At 40.8% G+C, this 16766-nt stretch carries 17 protein-coding genes; 4 read left to right on the forward strand and 13 right to left on the reverse strand.

Going from position 1 to position 16766, the window contains the following annotated elements:
* Window positions 1-2 precede the first annotated feature (2 nt).
* The 8 genes from tuf to GWI58_RS05235 all read right to left on the reverse strand — a co-directional run bounded on the left by tuf (window position 3) and on the right by GWI58_RS05235 (window position 6319).
* The gene (gene tuf / locus GWI58_RS05200; RefSeq protein ID WP_004249692.1) at window positions 3-1187 is read right to left on the reverse strand and encodes an elongation factor Tu; all 1185 of its coding nucleotides are present in this window, start codon (window positions 1185-1187) and stop codon (window positions 3-5) included.
* Between the two features lie 67 nt (window positions 1188-1254).
* Complete coding sequence (fusA, locus tag GWI58_RS05205; RefSeq protein WP_094959586.1) at window positions 1255-3369, reverse strand: elongation factor G; 2115 nt, start codon at window positions 3367-3369, stop codon at window positions 1255-1257.
* A 79-nt stretch (window positions 3370-3448) separates the two neighbouring features.
* Window positions 3449-3919, reverse strand: a complete 471-nt coding sequence (gene rpsG, locus GWI58_RS05210) for a 30S ribosomal protein S7 (RefSeq protein WP_004246897.1) — start codon at window positions 3917-3919, stop codon at window positions 3449-3451.
* A gap of 99 nt (window positions 3920-4018) precedes the next feature.
* On the reverse strand, window positions 4019-4393 hold the full coding sequence (gene rpsL, locus GWI58_RS05215) for a 30S ribosomal protein S12 (RefSeq protein WP_004246896.1): 375 nt from the start codon (window positions 4391-4393) through the stop codon (window positions 4019-4021).
* A 127-nt stretch (window positions 4394-4520) separates the two neighbouring features.
* On the reverse strand, window positions 4521-4814 hold the full coding sequence (gene tusB, locus GWI58_RS05220) for a sulfurtransferase complex subunit TusB (RefSeq protein WP_004246894.1): 294 nt from the start codon (window positions 4812-4814) through the stop codon (window positions 4521-4523).
* A gap of 30 nt (window positions 4815-4844) precedes the next feature.
* Entirely contained in the window at window positions 4845-5213 is a 369-nt protein-coding gene (gene tusC / locus GWI58_RS05225) for a sulfurtransferase complex subunit TusC (protein ID WP_094959585.1), read from the reverse strand.
* Window positions 5213-5605: a sulfurtransferase complex subunit TusD gene (tusD, locus tag GWI58_RS05230; RefSeq protein WP_004246892.1), complete on the reverse strand. Its 393-nt coding sequence runs from the start codon at window positions 5603-5605 to the stop codon at window positions 5213-5215. The genes tusC and tusD overlap by 1 nt, the downstream gene beginning before the upstream one ends.
* A gap of 9 nt (window positions 5606-5614) precedes the next feature.
* Window positions 5615-6319, reverse strand: coding sequence for a helix-turn-helix transcriptional regulator (locus GWI58_RS05235; protein WP_004246891.1), 705 nt, complete (start codon window positions 6317-6319; stop codon window positions 5615-5617).
* A 618-nt stretch (window positions 6320-6937) separates the two neighbouring features.
* Here GWI58_RS05235 and GWI58_RS05240 point away from each other — a divergent pair.
* Complete coding sequence (locus GWI58_RS05240) at window positions 6938-7819, forward strand: DMT family transporter (protein ID WP_094959584.1); 882 nt, start codon at window positions 6938-6940, stop codon at window positions 7817-7819.
* Between the two features lie 52 nt (window positions 7820-7871).
* Here the strand turns inward: GWI58_RS05240 and fkpA are convergent, their stop codons facing one another.
* Complete coding sequence (gene fkpA, locus GWI58_RS05245) at window positions 7872-8621, reverse strand: FKBP-type peptidyl-prolyl cis-trans isomerase (protein ID WP_004246889.1); 750 nt, start codon at window positions 8619-8621, stop codon at window positions 7872-7874.
* Window positions 8622-8956: 335 nt separating this feature from the next.
* On the opposite strand from fkpA, the gene GWI58_RS05250 reads away from it, so the two are divergent.
* Window positions 8957-9175: a SlyX family protein gene (locus GWI58_RS05250; protein WP_004246888.1), complete on the forward strand. Its 219-nt coding sequence runs from the start codon at window positions 8957-8959 to the stop codon at window positions 9173-9175.
* 71 nt (window positions 9176-9246) lie between these two features.
* Here the strand turns inward: GWI58_RS05250 and slyD are convergent, their stop codons facing one another.
* The 4 genes from slyD to kefG form a co-directional block, all read right to left on the reverse strand.
* Complete coding sequence (gene slyD, locus GWI58_RS05255; protein ID WP_004246887.1) at window positions 9247-9882, reverse strand: peptidylprolyl isomerase; 636 nt, start codon at window positions 9880-9882, stop codon at window positions 9247-9249.
* 89 nt (window positions 9883-9971) lie between these two features.
* Window positions 9972-10175 (reverse strand): YheV family putative zinc ribbon protein, encoded by a 204-nt coding sequence (locus tag GWI58_RS05260; protein WP_004246886.1) that lies wholly within the window; start codon window positions 10173-10175, stop codon window positions 9972-9974.
* 4 nt (window positions 10176-10179) lie between these two features.
* A complete protein-coding gene (gene kefB, locus GWI58_RS05265; protein WP_094959582.1) occupies window positions 10180-12042 on the reverse strand; it encodes a glutathione-regulated potassium-efflux system protein KefB in 1863 nt (620 codons plus the stop codon).
* Window positions 12032-12592 (reverse strand): glutathione-regulated potassium-efflux system ancillary protein KefG, encoded by a 561-nt coding sequence (gene kefG, locus GWI58_RS05270; RefSeq protein ID WP_004246884.1) that lies wholly within the window; start codon window positions 12590-12592, stop codon window positions 12032-12034. The genes kefB and kefG overlap by 11 nt, the downstream gene beginning before the upstream one ends.
* Before the next feature lie 121 nt (window positions 12593-12713).
* On the opposite strand from kefG, the gene GWI58_RS05275 reads away from it, so the two are divergent.
* The gene (locus GWI58_RS05275) at window positions 12714-14645 is read left to right on the forward strand and encodes an ABC transporter ATP-binding protein (protein WP_110229554.1); all 1932 of its coding nucleotides are present in this window, start codon (window positions 12714-12716) and stop codon (window positions 14643-14645) included.
* Between the two features lie 326 nt (window positions 14646-14971).
* Window positions 14972-16663, forward strand: coding sequence for a methyl-accepting chemotaxis protein (locus tag GWI58_RS05280; protein WP_004249116.1), 1692 nt, complete (start codon window positions 14972-14974; stop codon window positions 16661-16663).
* Window positions 16664-16766: the final 103 nt, after the last annotated feature.

The raw sequence follows: 16766 nt of genomic DNA on the forward strand, positions 1-16766 counted from the left end.
AATTAACCTAATACTTTAGCAACAACACCCGCACCTACTGTACGGCCACCTTCACGGATTGCGAAGCGTAAACCTTCGTCCATTGCGATTGGGTGGATCAGTTCAACGATCATGTTCACGTTGTCGCCTGGCATTACCATTTCTACGCCTTCTGGTAATTCGATAGTACCAGTTACGTCAGTTGTACGGAAGTAGAACTGTGGACGGTAGCCTTTGAAGAATGGAGTGTGACGACCACCTTCATCTTTGCTCAGAATATAAACTTCTGATTCAAATTTGTTGTGTGGGTTGATTGAGCCTGGTTTCGCCAGTACTTGTCCACGTTCGATTTCTTCACGTTTTGTACCACGCAGTAGAACACCTACGTTCTCACCTGCACGACCTTCGTCAAGTAATTTACGGAACATTTCAACGCCAGTACAAGTTGTTTTTGCGGTTTCTTTGATACCAACAATCTCAACTTCATCACCTACTTTGATGATACCACGCTCTACACGACCAGTAACTACTGTACCACGGCCTGAGATTGAGAATACATCTTCGATTGGTAACAGGAATGGTTTGTCAATTGCACGCTCTGGCTCTGGGATATAAGAATCCAGTGCTTCTGCTAATTCAACAATTTTTGCTTCCCACTCTGCTTCGCCTTCCAGTGCTTTCAGCGCTGAACCACGGATTACTGGAGTGTCATCACCTGGGAAATCGTATTGAGACAGAAGTTCACGAACTTCCATTTCAACTAATTCTAACAGCTCTTCATCATCTACCATGTCACATTTGTTCAGGAATACGATGATGTAAGGAACACCAACCTGACGACCTAACAGGATGTGCTCACGAGTTTGTGGCATTGGACCATCAGTTGCTGCTACTACCAGAATAGCTCCGTCCATTTGCGCAGCACCAGTGATCATGTTTTTAACATAGTCGGCGTGACCTGGGCAGTCTACGTGTGCGTAGTGGCGAGTTGGAGTATCGTATTCTACGTGTGAAGTAGAGATGGTGATACCACGCGCTTTTTCTTCTGGCGCATTATCGATTTGGTCGAATGCACGAGCAGCACCACCGTAAGTTTTAGCTAAAACTGTAGTGATTGCAGCAGTCAGAGTTGTTTTACCGTGGTCAACGTGGCCGATAGTACCAACGTTAACGTGCGGTTTTGAACGTTCAAATTTTTCTTTAGACACGACTATATTCCTTAATATCGCTCCCTCTCACAGAGGGAGCGTAAACTAAATTGAACTCGAAAGGATCTTATTTCGCTTTACGAGCTTCGATAATAGCCTGAGCGACGTTGCTAGGCGCTTCGTTGTACTTCAAGAACTCCATTGAGTATGAAGCACGACCCTGAGTTTGTGAACGCAGGTCAGTTGCATAACCGAACATTTCAGCCAGTGGTACTTGTGCACGAATGATCTTACCAGTAGGTAGATCGTCCATACCTTCAACCATACCACGACGACGGTTTAAGTCACCGATAACGTCGCCCATGTAATCTTCTGGCGTTTCAATCTCAACTTTCATGATTGGCTCTAACAGAATCGGTTTTGCTTTCATGAAACCTTCTTTAAAGGCCATAGATGCAGCAATTTTAAACGCGATCTCTGAGGAGTCAACATCATGGTAAGAACCGAAGTGCAGACGAGCTTTGATATCAACAACAGGGTAACCGGCTAAAGGACCTGATTTCAGCTGTTCTTGGATACCTTTGTCAACAGCTGGGATGAATTCTTTAGGAATTACACCACCAACGATATCGTTGACGAACACATAGTTCTCTTCACCACCTGATGGTAATGGGCTAAGGTCAATAACAACATGACCATACTGACCACGACCACCAGATTGTTTAGCGTGTTTACCTTCAACGTCAGTAATTTCTTCGCGAATTGTTTCACGGTAAGCAACTTGTGGTTTACCTACGTTCGCTTCAACTTTAAACTCACGACGCATACGGTCAACTAACACGTCTAAGTGTAGCTCACCCATACCTGCGATGATAGTCTGTCCAGACTCTTCATCACTAGATACACGGAAAGATGGATCTTCTTGAGCCAGACGGTTCAGAGCGATACCCATTTTTTCTTGGTCAGCTTTAGTCTTAGGTTCGATAGCAACAGAGATTACTGGCTCTGGGAATTCCATACGTTCTAAGATGATTGGTGCATCAATTGCACACAGTGTATCACCTGTAGTAACGTCTTTCAGACCGATAGCAGCAGCGATGTCACCTGCACGAACTTCTTTAATTTCTTCACGTTTATTAGCATGCATCTGAACGATACGGCCAAAACGTTCTTTTTTGTCTTTAACTGGGTTCAGAACCGTGTCACCAGAGTTTACAACACCGGAATAAACACGGAAGAACGTTAAGTTACCAACAAATGGGTCAGTTGCGATTTTAAATGCCAGAGAAGAGAAAGGCTCTTCATCGCTTGAATGACGTTCTGCTGGAGTATCTTTACCATCTGGTAAAATACCTTTAATTGCAGGTACATCTGTTGGTGCTGGCAGATATTCAATAACTGCATCCAGCATTGCCTGAACACCTTTGTTCTTAAATGCAGAACCACAGGTAACCAGGATAATTTCGTTATCTAGAACGCGTTTACGCAGCGCAGATTTAATTTCTGCTTCTGACAGTTCTTCACCGCCTAGATATTTGTCCATCAGTTCTTCTGATGCTTCAGCTGCAGATTCGATCAGGTTGTTGTGCCACTCTTCTGCTAGATCTTGTAAATCAGCAGGAATGTCTTCGTATTCGAAGGTGACGCCTTGATCTTCTTCATTCCAGCGAATCGCTTTCATTTTGATCAGGTCAACAACACCAGTGAAATCTTCTTCAGCGCCTACTGGGATTTGCAGTGGAACTGGGTTTGCAGCTAAACGTGTTTTGATTTGTTCAACTACACGTAAGAAGTTTGCACCCATACGGTCCATTTTGTTAACGAACGCGATACGTGGTACATGATATTTGTTAGCCTGGCGCCATACTGTTTCTGACTGAGGCTGAACACCACCAACTGCACAGTAAACCATAACCGCGCCATCAAGAACACGCATAGAACGTTCTACTTCGATAGTGAAGTCAACGTGTCCTGGGGTGTCGATGATGTTTACACGGTGAGGCTCAAACTGTTTAGCCATACCAGACCAGAATGCAGTAGTTGCAGCGGATGTGATAGTGATACCACGTTCCTGCTCTTGCTCCATCCAGTCCATTGTTGCTGAACCTTCGTGAGTTTCACCAATTTTATGGTTTACACCGGTATAAAACAGAATACGTTCACTTGTAGTGGTTTTACCGGCGTCGATGTGCGCACTAATACCGATATTACGATAGCGTGCTATGGGGGTTTGACGAGCCATTTTTTCCTCTCTCGTGGGCGTTCAATTCAGGTAAAGGACAGCATAGCTGTCCTGAAAAGAGTTGCGACTACTTCGCGGATTACCAGCGGTAGTGTGCGAACGCCTTGTTTGCATCTGCCATACGGTGAACGTCTTCACGTTTCTTAACAGCAGCGCCTTTGTTTTCAGCCGCATCAGATAATTCATTTGCCAGGCGAAGAGCCATGGATTTATCACCGCGTTTACGAGCAGCTTCAACAATCCAACGCATTGCTAATGCATTACGACGAACTGGGCGTACTTCAACTGGAACTTGGTAAGTTGAACCACCAACACGGCGGGATTTAACTTCCACAGTAGGACGTACGTTATCTAATGCGATTTCGAACGCTTCCAGTTCAGTTTTGCCTGAACGCTGAGCCAGGGTCTCTAGCGCATTATAAACAATAGATTCTGCAGTAGATTTTTTACCGTCTACCATCAGAATGTTAACAAATTTGGCCAGTAGTTCTGATCCGAACTTAGGATCTGGCAGAATTTTACGTTGACCAATTACACGACGACGTGGCATGGAAATACTCCGTTTAAAATTCAGGGTTGTCCAAAACTCGATGAGTTTATTTTGACATTAATTGTGAAAAAATGTTTGGCCTTACTTAACGGAGAACCATTAAGCCTTTGGCTTCTTCACACCGTACTTAGAGCGACCTTGTTTACGGTCTTTAACACCGGAACAGTCCAGCGCGCCGCGAACAGTGTGGTAACGCACACCTGGTAAGTCTTTAACACGACCACCACGGATAAGGATTACGGAGTGCTCCTGCAAGTTGTGGCCTTCACCACCGATGTAGGAAGAAACTTCGAAACCGTTAGTCAAACGAACACGGCATACTTTACGCAGTGCTGAGTTTGGTTTTTTAGGAGTGGTAGTATATACACGAGTACATACGCCACGTTTTTGCGGGCAAGCTTCCAGAGCTGGAACGTTGCTTTTAACAACTTTCGAGCTACGAGATTTGCGCACCAGCTGATTAATAGTTGCCATTTAAAAAAAGCTCCTGGTTTTTGCTTCGTAAACACGGATTTGAACTCTGTCTTGTCGACAAGACAAAACATGAGGACGCAGAATTTTATTGCTGACGAGCTCATGTGTCAAGAATTATACAGCAATTCTACGCGCCCCAGTGAATTTGTTGGGGGTGTTTTACCGTTAAATCGACAAAATCACCATAATTGATAAGTTTAATCTGATGAGAAACCTGATCTTTTAGGCCTCGCGCGAGAACATCATCAATTAATGCATAAACAGAAATTTGCTGAGCCAGACAATAAATTAATAAAGGATTATCTTCAAGAACGGCTAGTACACCATCTTGGATTAATAAAACTTCATCATGCTTTGTCAATAAAGACAAAAATGCGTCCAAATCACTTTGGTAAATAGAGACGGAGTAAGTATACAACATAACCGTTCATCCTTCTTGACTAACTCATCATTAAAAACGTAATACCACGTCATAGTGACTCAGTTTTTGAGCAATCTCTTGACCTGTTATAACCTTGGCATCAAGAATAAACATTGTTTGTGACGATAAACCACGATGAGCTAGATCTTCTTGTGATATATAGACGTTTGTCACATCATACAAGGGGAGGATTTTAAATGTAGCTGCATGATGACGAGAAAGAACACCTTCAGGCTGTTGATTTTCCAGTAATTGGAACACGCCATCAGAAAGAAAAAAAACACCTATATTTTCGGTTAAGGCGGAAGTTGCTAATAGCGCATCTAAACCTTCACGCCCAGCACTATTACCATGAGGTGCCTGAGTAAAGATAAACGCCACAGAATTCATTTTCTTCATTAAAACTGCACCACACGATCACAAGTTAACATCGCTTGAGCGAGGGCTCCTAAGCCACTTAGCTCAAACTTTGTTGCCATATTGCTGCTCAGTAACCCCTGCTCTTTAGCTTGTTGCTCATCAACAACACCACGCCGTAATGCTGCAGCAACACAAACCTGCAAAGGGATATTGTAGCGTGAAGCTAATGCTATCCAGGCTTTTGGCAAGTCAAATTCATCACTTGCGGGTGAGACCAATTGATTAGCATTGGACACACCTTCACGATAAAAAAATACTTGTGCGATGTGATGACCTTTTTCAAGCAACGCTTTAGCAAATAAATAAGCGCTAGAAGCTTGTTCCGTGCCATAATGTGGCCCTGTCACCAGCAAGCAATATGTCAGATTCATCGTATTACTCTACTCTCCATTTTTAAATTGGCGGATATAGAGATACACAGTATGTTTAGAAATATTCAGTCTATCAGCAACTTGATTTATCGCGTCTTTGATATCAAAGATCCCTTTCTCATAAAGATTTAACACCACTTGTTTATTTTTCGCGTTATTAGCCACTTCACGATCGTTATTCACTTCTTCAATCGTAAATTCAAGTGTTTGTGCCACGAGATCATCGACAGAAGAAGCAAAATTCACATCAGAAGCCACTTCATGCGTTTCTTCAGGAATAAAGGTTTTAATAATCTCAGAGAATGGGACATCAAGGTTCATATTAATACATAATAAACCAATAACACGGCGCTCACGATTACGAATAGCGATCGTAATTGATTTCATCAAAGCGCCACTTTTTGCACGGGTAAAATACGCTTTTGAAAAACTTGAATCTTCATCTGTAATATCGTGCAACATTTGTAATGCTAAATCGGTAATAGGTGAACCAATCTTACGGCCTGTATGTTCCCCATTCGCAATTTTAACCGCTGAACATTTCAAATCTTCCAGAGAGTGCAATACGATTTCGCAGTGATGACCAATTAACATGGCTAAACCATCTACTGCAGCCTCATATGACTTTAAAATTTCGTGATCAGTTTGAGTAAAAGGTCGGCTATCTAGTTTTTCAAACTCGTTGCTGTCACCATAGAATAACGGGCTAGACATTTGATTATATAATCCTTAAAGGCTTTAATTATGATAATGACTTGAGGTCTTATTATTTATAATGATTCATCTTCATGAATCAATTCAATATTAAAATTTAAATATAAAGTCCTGTACAATCTTGACGTTAAATCGTCAAGGGATCTACGTCAAGAGTCTTAGAATAAGAGCTTTGTCATAGGTCACAGCTTTGCTTTATTTTCTTTCTATTTTTACATTACTCACGCATTTCTCTTGGTAAAATTACCCTATTTCGGGGATCAAGAAAAAGCTTAATGAAGCTAAGCACACCAGTTATATTTAAATATTATGCTATTTTAAGAAGTTGTTAACCCTATTAATATGCTAATTATCTAAAAATTTTAACAAATATTATAAAATATCGATCCGCTGGTGAAACCGACTATATCTCCATTTTCTCTCGCTTATTTTATGCAAAAGTTGCTAGAGAAACAGTTTACCTTTAGCACTGTTATGCACTTCTATAATTTATCTGGCTAGAATATATTCATTACTATATGTATGCAGAGAGATTATTACTATTGATTCTCCTATCAGAATGACATAACCGTTATCTCGACATTACTGCTGTTTCTACACACTTTTACAGGTTTACTTATGTTTTTAGGTCAATATTGGGCAAAGTTTGCCCCTACTACGCTTTTTGTTCTACTTTGGAGTAGTGGTGCTATTTTTTCTCGTTGGGGTTTAGATAATGGCAGCTCATTTGCCATTTTGACTTGGCGTTTTGTTATTGCATTACTGTTTCTTACCCTACTTTGTCTCCAACGTCGCCAATTTCTTCCCCCTAAAGGAAGCCGTTTAAAAACAGCATGGGTTGGATTGCTCATTATCGGTGGTTACTCTATTTGTTACTTGTTAGCGCTCGCTAACAGTATTACACCAGGGATGCTCGCCACTATTATGGGTATTCAGCCAATCCTCACTTTATGGATCATTGAACGACACTTTACTGCGAGTCGATTATTAGGACTATTTATTGCTTTGATAGGATTAGTATTAGTGGTTGCGCAGAGTTTATTTAATACTTCACTCTCATTAACAGGAATGATTTATGCACTTATTGCACTCCTCTGTATGAGCTTTGGCGCAATTTCCCAAAAGAAATTACAATTAGCGCCTATGGAGGCATTGCCGATACAATATGTGGTTAGTTTAACGCTATGCTTATTATTTATTCCATTTCAACCTATGCAGCAATCTTGGGATATTGGTTTTATTGTTCCCGTACTTTGGCTAGCAATTATTATTTCTGTCGTGGCACAATTACTACTCTACCGACTGTTAACTGCAGGTAATCTGGTTAATGTGACTAGCTTATTCTATTTAGTACCGGGAGTAACTGCGTTAATGGATTATATCTTCTTAGGCAATAAAATGTCTTGGCTTAGTTTAGCGGGGATGGGCGCCATTATTATTGGTCTTATTTTTGTATTTAAAAAGACTAACTCAATGATTGTTGAAGAAAAAATAAAATAAACAAACAAAAATGCTGGAATAGTACTCCAGCATTTTTTCATTAAGCAACTGATTATTTGTCGCTTTCAACACTCAGCAATTCAACTTCAAAGACTAATGTTGAGTTAGCTGGAATGCCACTCGTTGCACGTTGACCGTAACCTAATTCAGGTGGAATAACTAACTTAATTTTTCCGCCTTCTTTAATGTATTTCATACCTTCAGTCCAACCTGGGATAACACTTTTCAGGCTAATAGTTAAAGGCTCTTTACGATCATAAGAACTATCAAATTGTTTACCGTCAATCAGCATACCTTTATAGTTCACAGTAACGCGATCAGCATCTGTTGGTGTTTTACCTTTACCTGGATTTTCAACTAAATACAGTAGGCCAGATTTAGTTTTAACGACACCTTTTTCAGCCGCAAATTCTGTACGGAATTTATCACCAGCAGCTTTATTCTCTGCAGCTTCTTTTTCCATTTTCGCCGTTGCAACTGTACGTACTTGATCTTCAAAAGCTGCCAGCGTTAATTCAATTTCTGCATCTGATAATTTAGATTTATTATTAAAGGCATCTTGAACACCGGCTAATAATTGTTTTGAATCTAAATTAATACCGATATTTTTTTGTTCTGTTAATGCAGCTTCCATATAGCGACCCATTGACGCGCCTAAAGCATATGCATTCTGCTCATCCTGAGTTTTAAACGCGCTATTTAATGTTGGTACTTTAGCTGTCTCTTCTGCCAGTGCATGAGGTGCACTAAATGCAAATGCTAAACTTGTTGCCAACAACGTCGTTTTTAATAAAGATTTCATCCCGTTCTCCAGTTTATGTTAGTGAGTCACTACGCGTTGCAAACGATCATCTTAAATCTTAGCAAATACGTTTTGCATCACTTCTTTCTGTCGTTGCGGAGTAGATCTCATCCGCGGGTAACAATTTTATATGAATTAAAAATATTTGCCGACACCCACAACCGTTAATGTTAGGATTTTCGTCAGCACAGCGTGTTACCACATTAACAAAATAGTCTTTTAACTCAAACCAGATTTATGTCTTACTGTGTATATATCAGTAAATAATATTAAATTTTACTCAGTAATTCACTATATTAGTCATTATATGACATCACATAACAAGGAGAAAAAACATGGACATTAAGGAAATAGAAGAGTTACTTATTCAATTAGAGAGTAAAATTGCTTTCCAAGATGCCACCATCGAAGAGTTAAATCAGGTGGTCACACAACAACAAATTGAAATTAGTCGTTTTAAAGAGGCCTTAAAAATCGTCACCGAACGATTGAAGTCATCCCAATCGTCAATGCTCGCTCGCCCTGAAGATGAGACCCCACCACCTCATTATTAACTTCAAGTGAGACTGTAGGCTATAACAAAAAAGGAGCGTTATCACGCTCCTTTTTCAATGGTTTCACAAGATTAATGTTGGCAACCACAACCGCCATGACCGTGGCCGTGACCACCTTTGCCATGACCGCCACCACAACATCCACCTTCTTCACCGTGATCGTGATCATGGCCATGACCACCACCACAGCATCCACCTTCTTCACCGTGACCATGTCCGCCACAACATTCATGACCTTCATCTTCACCATGAACATGACCATGAGCTAATTCTTCTTCAGTGGCTTCACGGATAGCAACGATTTCTACATGAAACTTCAGGTTTTGACCCGCTAACATGTGGTTACCATCAACGATAACTTCGTCACCCTCAATACCGGTAATTTCTACTGGTACTGGGCCTTGATCTGTATCAGCTAAGAAGCGCATACCCACTTCTAACTCATCAACACCAACAAAAACATCTTTCGGTACACGTTGAACTAAGTTTTCATCGTATTGGCCATATGCGTCATCAGAAGCGACTTCAACGTCGAACTTCTCACCAACTTCACGACCCGTTAATGCATTTTCTAAACCACTGATTAAAGAACCACGGCCATGTAGATAGTCTAGCGGTGCACTCACCGGGGACTCATCAACTAAAACACCGTCTTCTGTTCTTACTTGATAAGCCAGACTAACTACCAAGTCGTTTGCTACTTTCATGACATCTCCTACATACCCGTGGGCAAAATTTTCCCGATTGTAACGAAAAATAAATCGTCTGTATCGGGTTATATCAAAAAAACCTACAATTATTGTGGTGTAAAGATCCCGATGACCTGTTCATTTTCACGCACAAGTGCACTAACCTCACCGTCTGTTTGCCTTTGCTGATGACCACATTGAGCGCATTCCACAATATCCACTTTATCTTCTCGCCACATTTTCAGTGTATCTTGGGCTTGACAGTGGGGACATACTGCGCCAGCAATAAAACGCTTACGGGTTGCAGACATGGGGTCAGTTCTCCTGTTTATCAATGGGTCTTTTTTCTCTATTTACTTGAGGGATAGCATCAGTTAACGATTCGTCCCAAATATCAGGCTGGTGGTGCTCTTGTCTCATCTCTTCATTAAACAGCTCTTCTAATTCACGACGAGCCTCTTTAACACGTGAAACATTCGAGACTTCTTCAGGTGATTCGTCCACTAACTTTCTTAATAACTGCATATCTAGACGACGAAAATGCTGTTGTGCACGATAGGCCTGATGTGGGTGCATACCAAGTTCAATTAAAGTTTTACGTCCTAGCTCTAAAGCACTCGAGAAGGTTTCTCGACTAAACTCTGTCACCCCTGCTTTTAATAGCTCATGTGCTTCAACACGTCCTCTGGCTCTGGCAATAATTTGTAATTGAGGAAAATGGCGCTGGCATAAATGGACAATTTCCATTGTCGCCTCAGGCTCATTACTGGTGATCACAATGGCTTTCGCGTGTTCAGCCCCCGCAGCACGTAATAAATTCAAGTCTGTCGCATCGCCATAATAAACTTTATAACCATATTTACGCATGGTACTTAAACTACCAACATCATGCTCTAATACGGTCACGTTGACTTTATTGGCCATAAGTAGACGCCCGACTACCTGCCCCATACGACCAAAGCCCACCAAGATCACTTCTGGATGGTTATTTTCAACAAAAGGCTCTTCGTCTATCTTTGCATCATTATAACGGCGCGATAACACGGCGTCTGTCATTTGCATCACAAGTGGCGTAGTCATCATTGAAAGCGTTACGACAACCAAAAGCAATGCCATCTGTTCACTATTTAATACCCCCATCGCCATAGAGGTAGAAAAAACAACAAAAGCAAATTCACCGCCTTGGCTTAATACGGCTGAAAATTGTAAACGTGTCGAAAAACGTAATCTCGCTAACCAAGCGATACCATAAAGTACCAACCCTTTAATCAAGACTAAAATAACAACGCCCAGTAACACTTGCGGTAAATAATCCCACAATATACCTATATTGAGGGACATACCGACGGAGATGAAAAACAACCCTAACAATAAGCCTTTAAAAGGTTCAATCGAGATTTCTAATTCATGACGATATTCAGAGTCAGCTAATAATACCCCTGCAATAAAAGTTCCCATCGCCATGGAAAAGCCAATCATTTCCATAAAGAGTGCTGACCCTAATACCACTAATAGCGCACCAGCGGTAAAAACTTCTCTCACACCCGATTTAACAATTAAGCGAAATAGTGGGCGCAATAAATAGCGGCCACAAATTAATAATGCAGCGAATGAGACTATTTTTAGGGCAATACGATACCAATCACTACTGGCTGTTTCACCAGCAAGTAAAGGGATCACCGCAAGAATAGGAATAACGGCCATATCTTGAAAGAGTAAAACCGCAAAACCCAACTGGCCTCCTTCGTTATGATTCATTCCTTTTTCATTCATCAATTGTAAAGCCATCGCAGTTGATGACATGGCGATACCTAGGCCACCAATCAATGCCGCTTGCCACGAAAAAGAAGTTAAGAGTAAAAGTAGCCCTGTGATAATAGATGCAGTAAAGACAACCTGCATGGCGCCGACACCAAATATTGCTCGCCGTAACTCCCAAAGCTTAGCTGGATTTAACTCCAGCCCAATCAGGAACATTAAAAAAACAACCCCTAATTCAGAAAAGTGTAAGATGTAATCAACATCTTTAAATAATCCTAATCCCCAAGGGCCAATCGCAATACCAGCAATTAAATAGCCTAATACCGCACCAATTTTTAAGCGTTGTGCAATGGGTACCATAATCACGGCAGCACATAAGAAAAACAGCACGGCTTTTATCATCCAATTATCTTCCATCCGCGTGTTCCCCCTCTAACGGTGCTTGTAACCATTGGCGATAAGCATCACTAATATGCCCTAGTGTTGTTTTGGACTGTTGCCTTGCGGAGTAAATAATCATCGGCGATAACCAGCGCATACCACACATTTCCGCCATTAACTCGATAGGACGCAATAATTCAGATAGTGTGTAGTGATTTTTACCATTATGTTGATAAGCATGTTCAGGCTCACCAGTAGTCACTACGCAACGGAATGTTTTACCTTTAAGTTGAGCTCGTCCAACTTTATTAGCAAAAGGGCGCGTGAGCACTCTATCTTGCCACTCTTTTAATAACGCAGGACAACTATAAGTTTGTAATGGAAACTGAAATACAATAACTTGGTGTTGACACAATAGCGCTTGTTCACGGTGAATATCGATAAAGAAATCAGGGTAAGTAGCATATAAATCATGAATTGTTATATTTTCCAGATCCCGTACCGCACGCAACAACGCTTTATTGGCGATAGATTGACGCGGTTCGGGATGGACATACACCAGTAAAACATTTGATGCGTTTGACATCATTCCTCCTTACAAAACGTGTCAGAAACCTTTTTTTCCGTTACCATGCACGCATTGTGACCAACTGTTACGAACAACTTACTCTATATATTAATTTACATACTCTTAATAGACGACATTTATGATTGTTTTTTCTTCTTTGCAAATTCGCCGCGGTGTCAGGGTATTACTTGATAATGCCAGCGCAACGATTAATCCAGGACAAAAGATTGGTCTTGTGGGTAAAAATGGCTGTGGCAAAACCACACTGCTCTCTTTATTAAAAGGGGATCTACAAGCTGAAGCGGGTAATGTGACGTTTCCTAGCACTTGGTCAATGGCATGGGTAAATCAAGAGACACCCGCTTTAGACGTTCCTGCCATTGATTATGTTATTGATGGTGATAGAGAATACCGCGAGTTGGAGCGTCGTCTACAACAGGCGAACGACAATAACGATGGTCATGCTATTGCCCTGATCCACGGCCAACTCGATGCTATTAATGCGTGGACTATTCAATCTCGTGCGGCTACATTACTTAATGGCTTGGGATTCAGCCAACAACAACTCACTGAGCCAGTAAAATCATTTTCTGGTGGTTGGCGAATGCGCTTAAACTTAGCACAGGCACTAATTTGTCGTTCTGATCTATTACTACTTGATGAACCGACTAACCACTTAGATTTAGATGCGGTAATTTGGCTAGAAAAATGGCTAAAAAGTTATAATGGTACGTTGATTTTAATTTCCCACGACCGAGATTTTCTTGATCCGATTGTGGATAAAATCTTACATATTGAACAAGAGAAAATATTTGAATATTCAGGTAACTACTCTTCGTTTGAAATACAACGTGCAACAAAATTGGCACAACAACAAGCACTCTTTGAAAATCAGCAAGCAAAAATTGCCCATTTACAAAGTTTTATTGACCGCTTTAAGGCGAAAGCGACTAAAGCCAAACAGGCACAAAGCCGTGTCAAAATGCTTGAACGTATGGAGCGAGTGGCCCCCGCGCACTCAGATAACCCGTTCCAGTTTAGTTTTCGCCAACCAGAAAGCTTACCAAACCCGCTTCTGTCTATGGAAAAAGTCAGTGCCGGTTACGGTGATAAGATTATCCTTAATAACATCAAACTTAACTTAATTCCCGGCTCACGAATTGGTCTCTTAGGCCGTAATGGTGCAGGTAAATCTACATTAATTAAGCTGTTAGCTGGAGAATTAGCACCACTACAAGGAAAGGTTGCCCTTTCCAAAGGGATCAAATTAGGTTATTTCGCCCAGCATCAGCTGGAATATTTACGTGCCGATGAATCTGCATTACAACATTTAACCCGTTTAGCGCCACAAGAGACTGAGCAAAAATTACGTGATTATCTAGGGGGGTTTGGTTTCCATGGTGATAAAGTCACCGATGCATGTGGCCAATTTTCTGGTGGTGAAAAAGCACGTTTAGTTTTATCGCTACTGGTTTGGCAACGCCCAAATTTACTACTAATGGATGAACCAACCAACCACCTTGATTTAGATATGCGACAAGCATTAACACAAGCGCTAATTAGCTTTGAAGGTGCGATTGTTGTGGTATCCCATGATAGGCATTTATTACGCTCAACCACAGACGATTTATATCTCGTCCATGATGGTCAAGTAGAGCCATTCGAAGGCGACCTTGATGATTACCAGCAATGGTTAGTTGATCAAAATCGCCAAGAGACTCAAGCAAATAAAACGCAACCCGATCAAGAAACAACAAACGCCTCGAACTTAACGGCTCAAGATAAAAAAGAGCAAAAGCGTAAAGAGGCGGAGTTTAGGCAACAAACTCAACCTTTGCGCAAAAAGCTCACCACATTAGAAAGCAAGATGGATAAGCTTAGCCAAGAGCTGGCCGCCATCGAAACTGAGCTTTCTGATAGTCAAATTTATGAAGCGAAGAACAAGGCGACACTTACCAATTGCTTAAGCCGTCAAAGTATTGCCAAATCGGCTTTAGAAGAAGTTGAGATGGCGTGGATGGAATTACAAGAAAAACTAGAAGAGATGACCAACGCTTTTGAGTCTCAATAACTATTTTTCATTAATGCCTAAAAAGGAACTATTAAAATAATATAGTTCCTTTTCATTAAAATACATTTAAAAAATTTATATAAGTCATTTAACTTAACGCCTTTATTTCCTGTCACAGTAGCACGTTTTACACAAAATTATATCCTCACCTTGTACGCAATTATCCAATTTAAATAGTTATCTATCATTTATTTACCCATTATTTGTATTAAGTAAGGGAAATACTCATTTTCTAGCTAAAGTTTTTAATCTACCAGCCGAATTAATCATTCTGCTAAGTGGAACTCCCACTGGCGAAGAAAAAGGCCAAGCTAATAGGTAGGGTTATGTTAAAACGAATTAAAATCTCTCAAGGTTTAATGTGTGTCCTGACTCTGTTTTGTATTATTCAGGTAATATCTGGAGTACAAAGCATTCACGATGCCTACCAAACTCAAAACAAATTAAAACAAATCTCATACAGTTTCGACCAGTTACGCACTATGGATAACACCTACGCGGCGTTAAATACTTTACGTACTGATATTATTGCGCAGGCGTTTAGTTATATTGCTAATCCACAGGTGGAAGATGCTAATATTACTACATTCATACAAACGATGGATGCACGTAAGGCGGAGGTGGATACGTTGATGAATGAATATGTCGAACTATCTGCACAAACTGGATTTGATCAGCAACGCATGGCAGAGATCAAACAACTTTATCAAAAAAGTCGTTATGACTTAGATCTTCTTGTGCAATATTTAAATGAACGTAATACCAATGCAATTCGTTTGATCTTAAAAAGTCCAGCCAACGATAACTTCACTAATTCATTATATGAAGCAACAGATTTCATTACTGATGACGTTGTTAATCCGTCGGTGATTGAAGCAGAAGATAACTATCACGAGATGCTATGGATAGCCTCCCTATTCATGGGTATATTCCTGATATTTACGACATTAGTGCTCTTTTGGATCCGTAAACATATTATTGTACGCATTAACCAAATGATTGAATATCAAGAGGCGATTGCTAGTGGAGATTTAATTAGTCGCATTGACCATGATATTACAGGCCGCAATGAAATAGACCAACTTATGTTGGGTTTACAACAAATGCGAGCGCGCTTAAAAGAAATGGTTAGCGCTATCCGTAACAGTAGTACAACGATTTATAGTGGTGTTCAAGAAATTGCCGCCGGTAATAACGATTTATCAAGTCGTACCGAAGAGCAAGCTAGTGCTTTAGAAGAAACGGCTTCCAGCATGGAACAGCTTACCGCAACAGTCAGAAATAATACCGAAAGCGCACGTGAAGTCACTCAGTTAGTCATGAGCACAGCAGATATTGCTGTTCAAGGTGGTGAGCATAGCAATAAGATGGTGATGACCATGACAGACATTGCCGATCGTTCGCAAAAAATTGGTGAGATCACCGCAGTGATTGATGATATCGCTTTTCAAACCAATATATTAGCACTCAATGCCGCAGTAGAAGCAGCCAGAGCCGGTGAGCAAGGACGCGGTTTTTCTGTGGTAGCCAGTGAGGTACGTAATTTGGCGCAACGTAGTGCGGAGGCGGCAAAAGAGATAAAAGAACTCATTGAATCAACTATTTTACGAGTAAAACAGGGTAATGATCTTGTCGAACAAGTCAGCTTATCTATGGGAGAGATCGTCACATCAGTTAACCATGTATCAGGCTCGATGAAAGAGATTTTAGCAGCATCAGAAGAGCAAACTCGTGGCATTGCTCAGATTAGCCTTGCAGTTAATGAAATGGATAAAGCGACACAACAAAATGCCGCGATGGTGGAACAATCTACAGCTGCTTCAGCAACACTAAGTGAACAAGCCTCAATGTTAGATATGATTGTAAATACCTTCAAGGTAGAACAAGTCGCGGTTACATCACCACGATCACCAACATTCTCGGCTAAGCCAGCTGAACCGGAAATAACAAAAACAGCAACGACATCCACAATAAAATCCCATCATCATGAAGCCGATGACAATTGGGAAAGTTTTTAAGCTAAATAACCTACAATAATATTAACCTGCGACAAAGTTTAAATAACACGTTACATCTGTATTAAAGACCTCTACCGTTAATACCTTCAATCAAACAAGATTG

It is taken from the genome of Proteus sp. G2674 (assembly GCF_009915195.1).
Lineage (GTDB): Bacteria > Pseudomonadota > Gammaproteobacteria > Enterobacterales > Enterobacteriaceae > Proteus > Proteus mirabilis.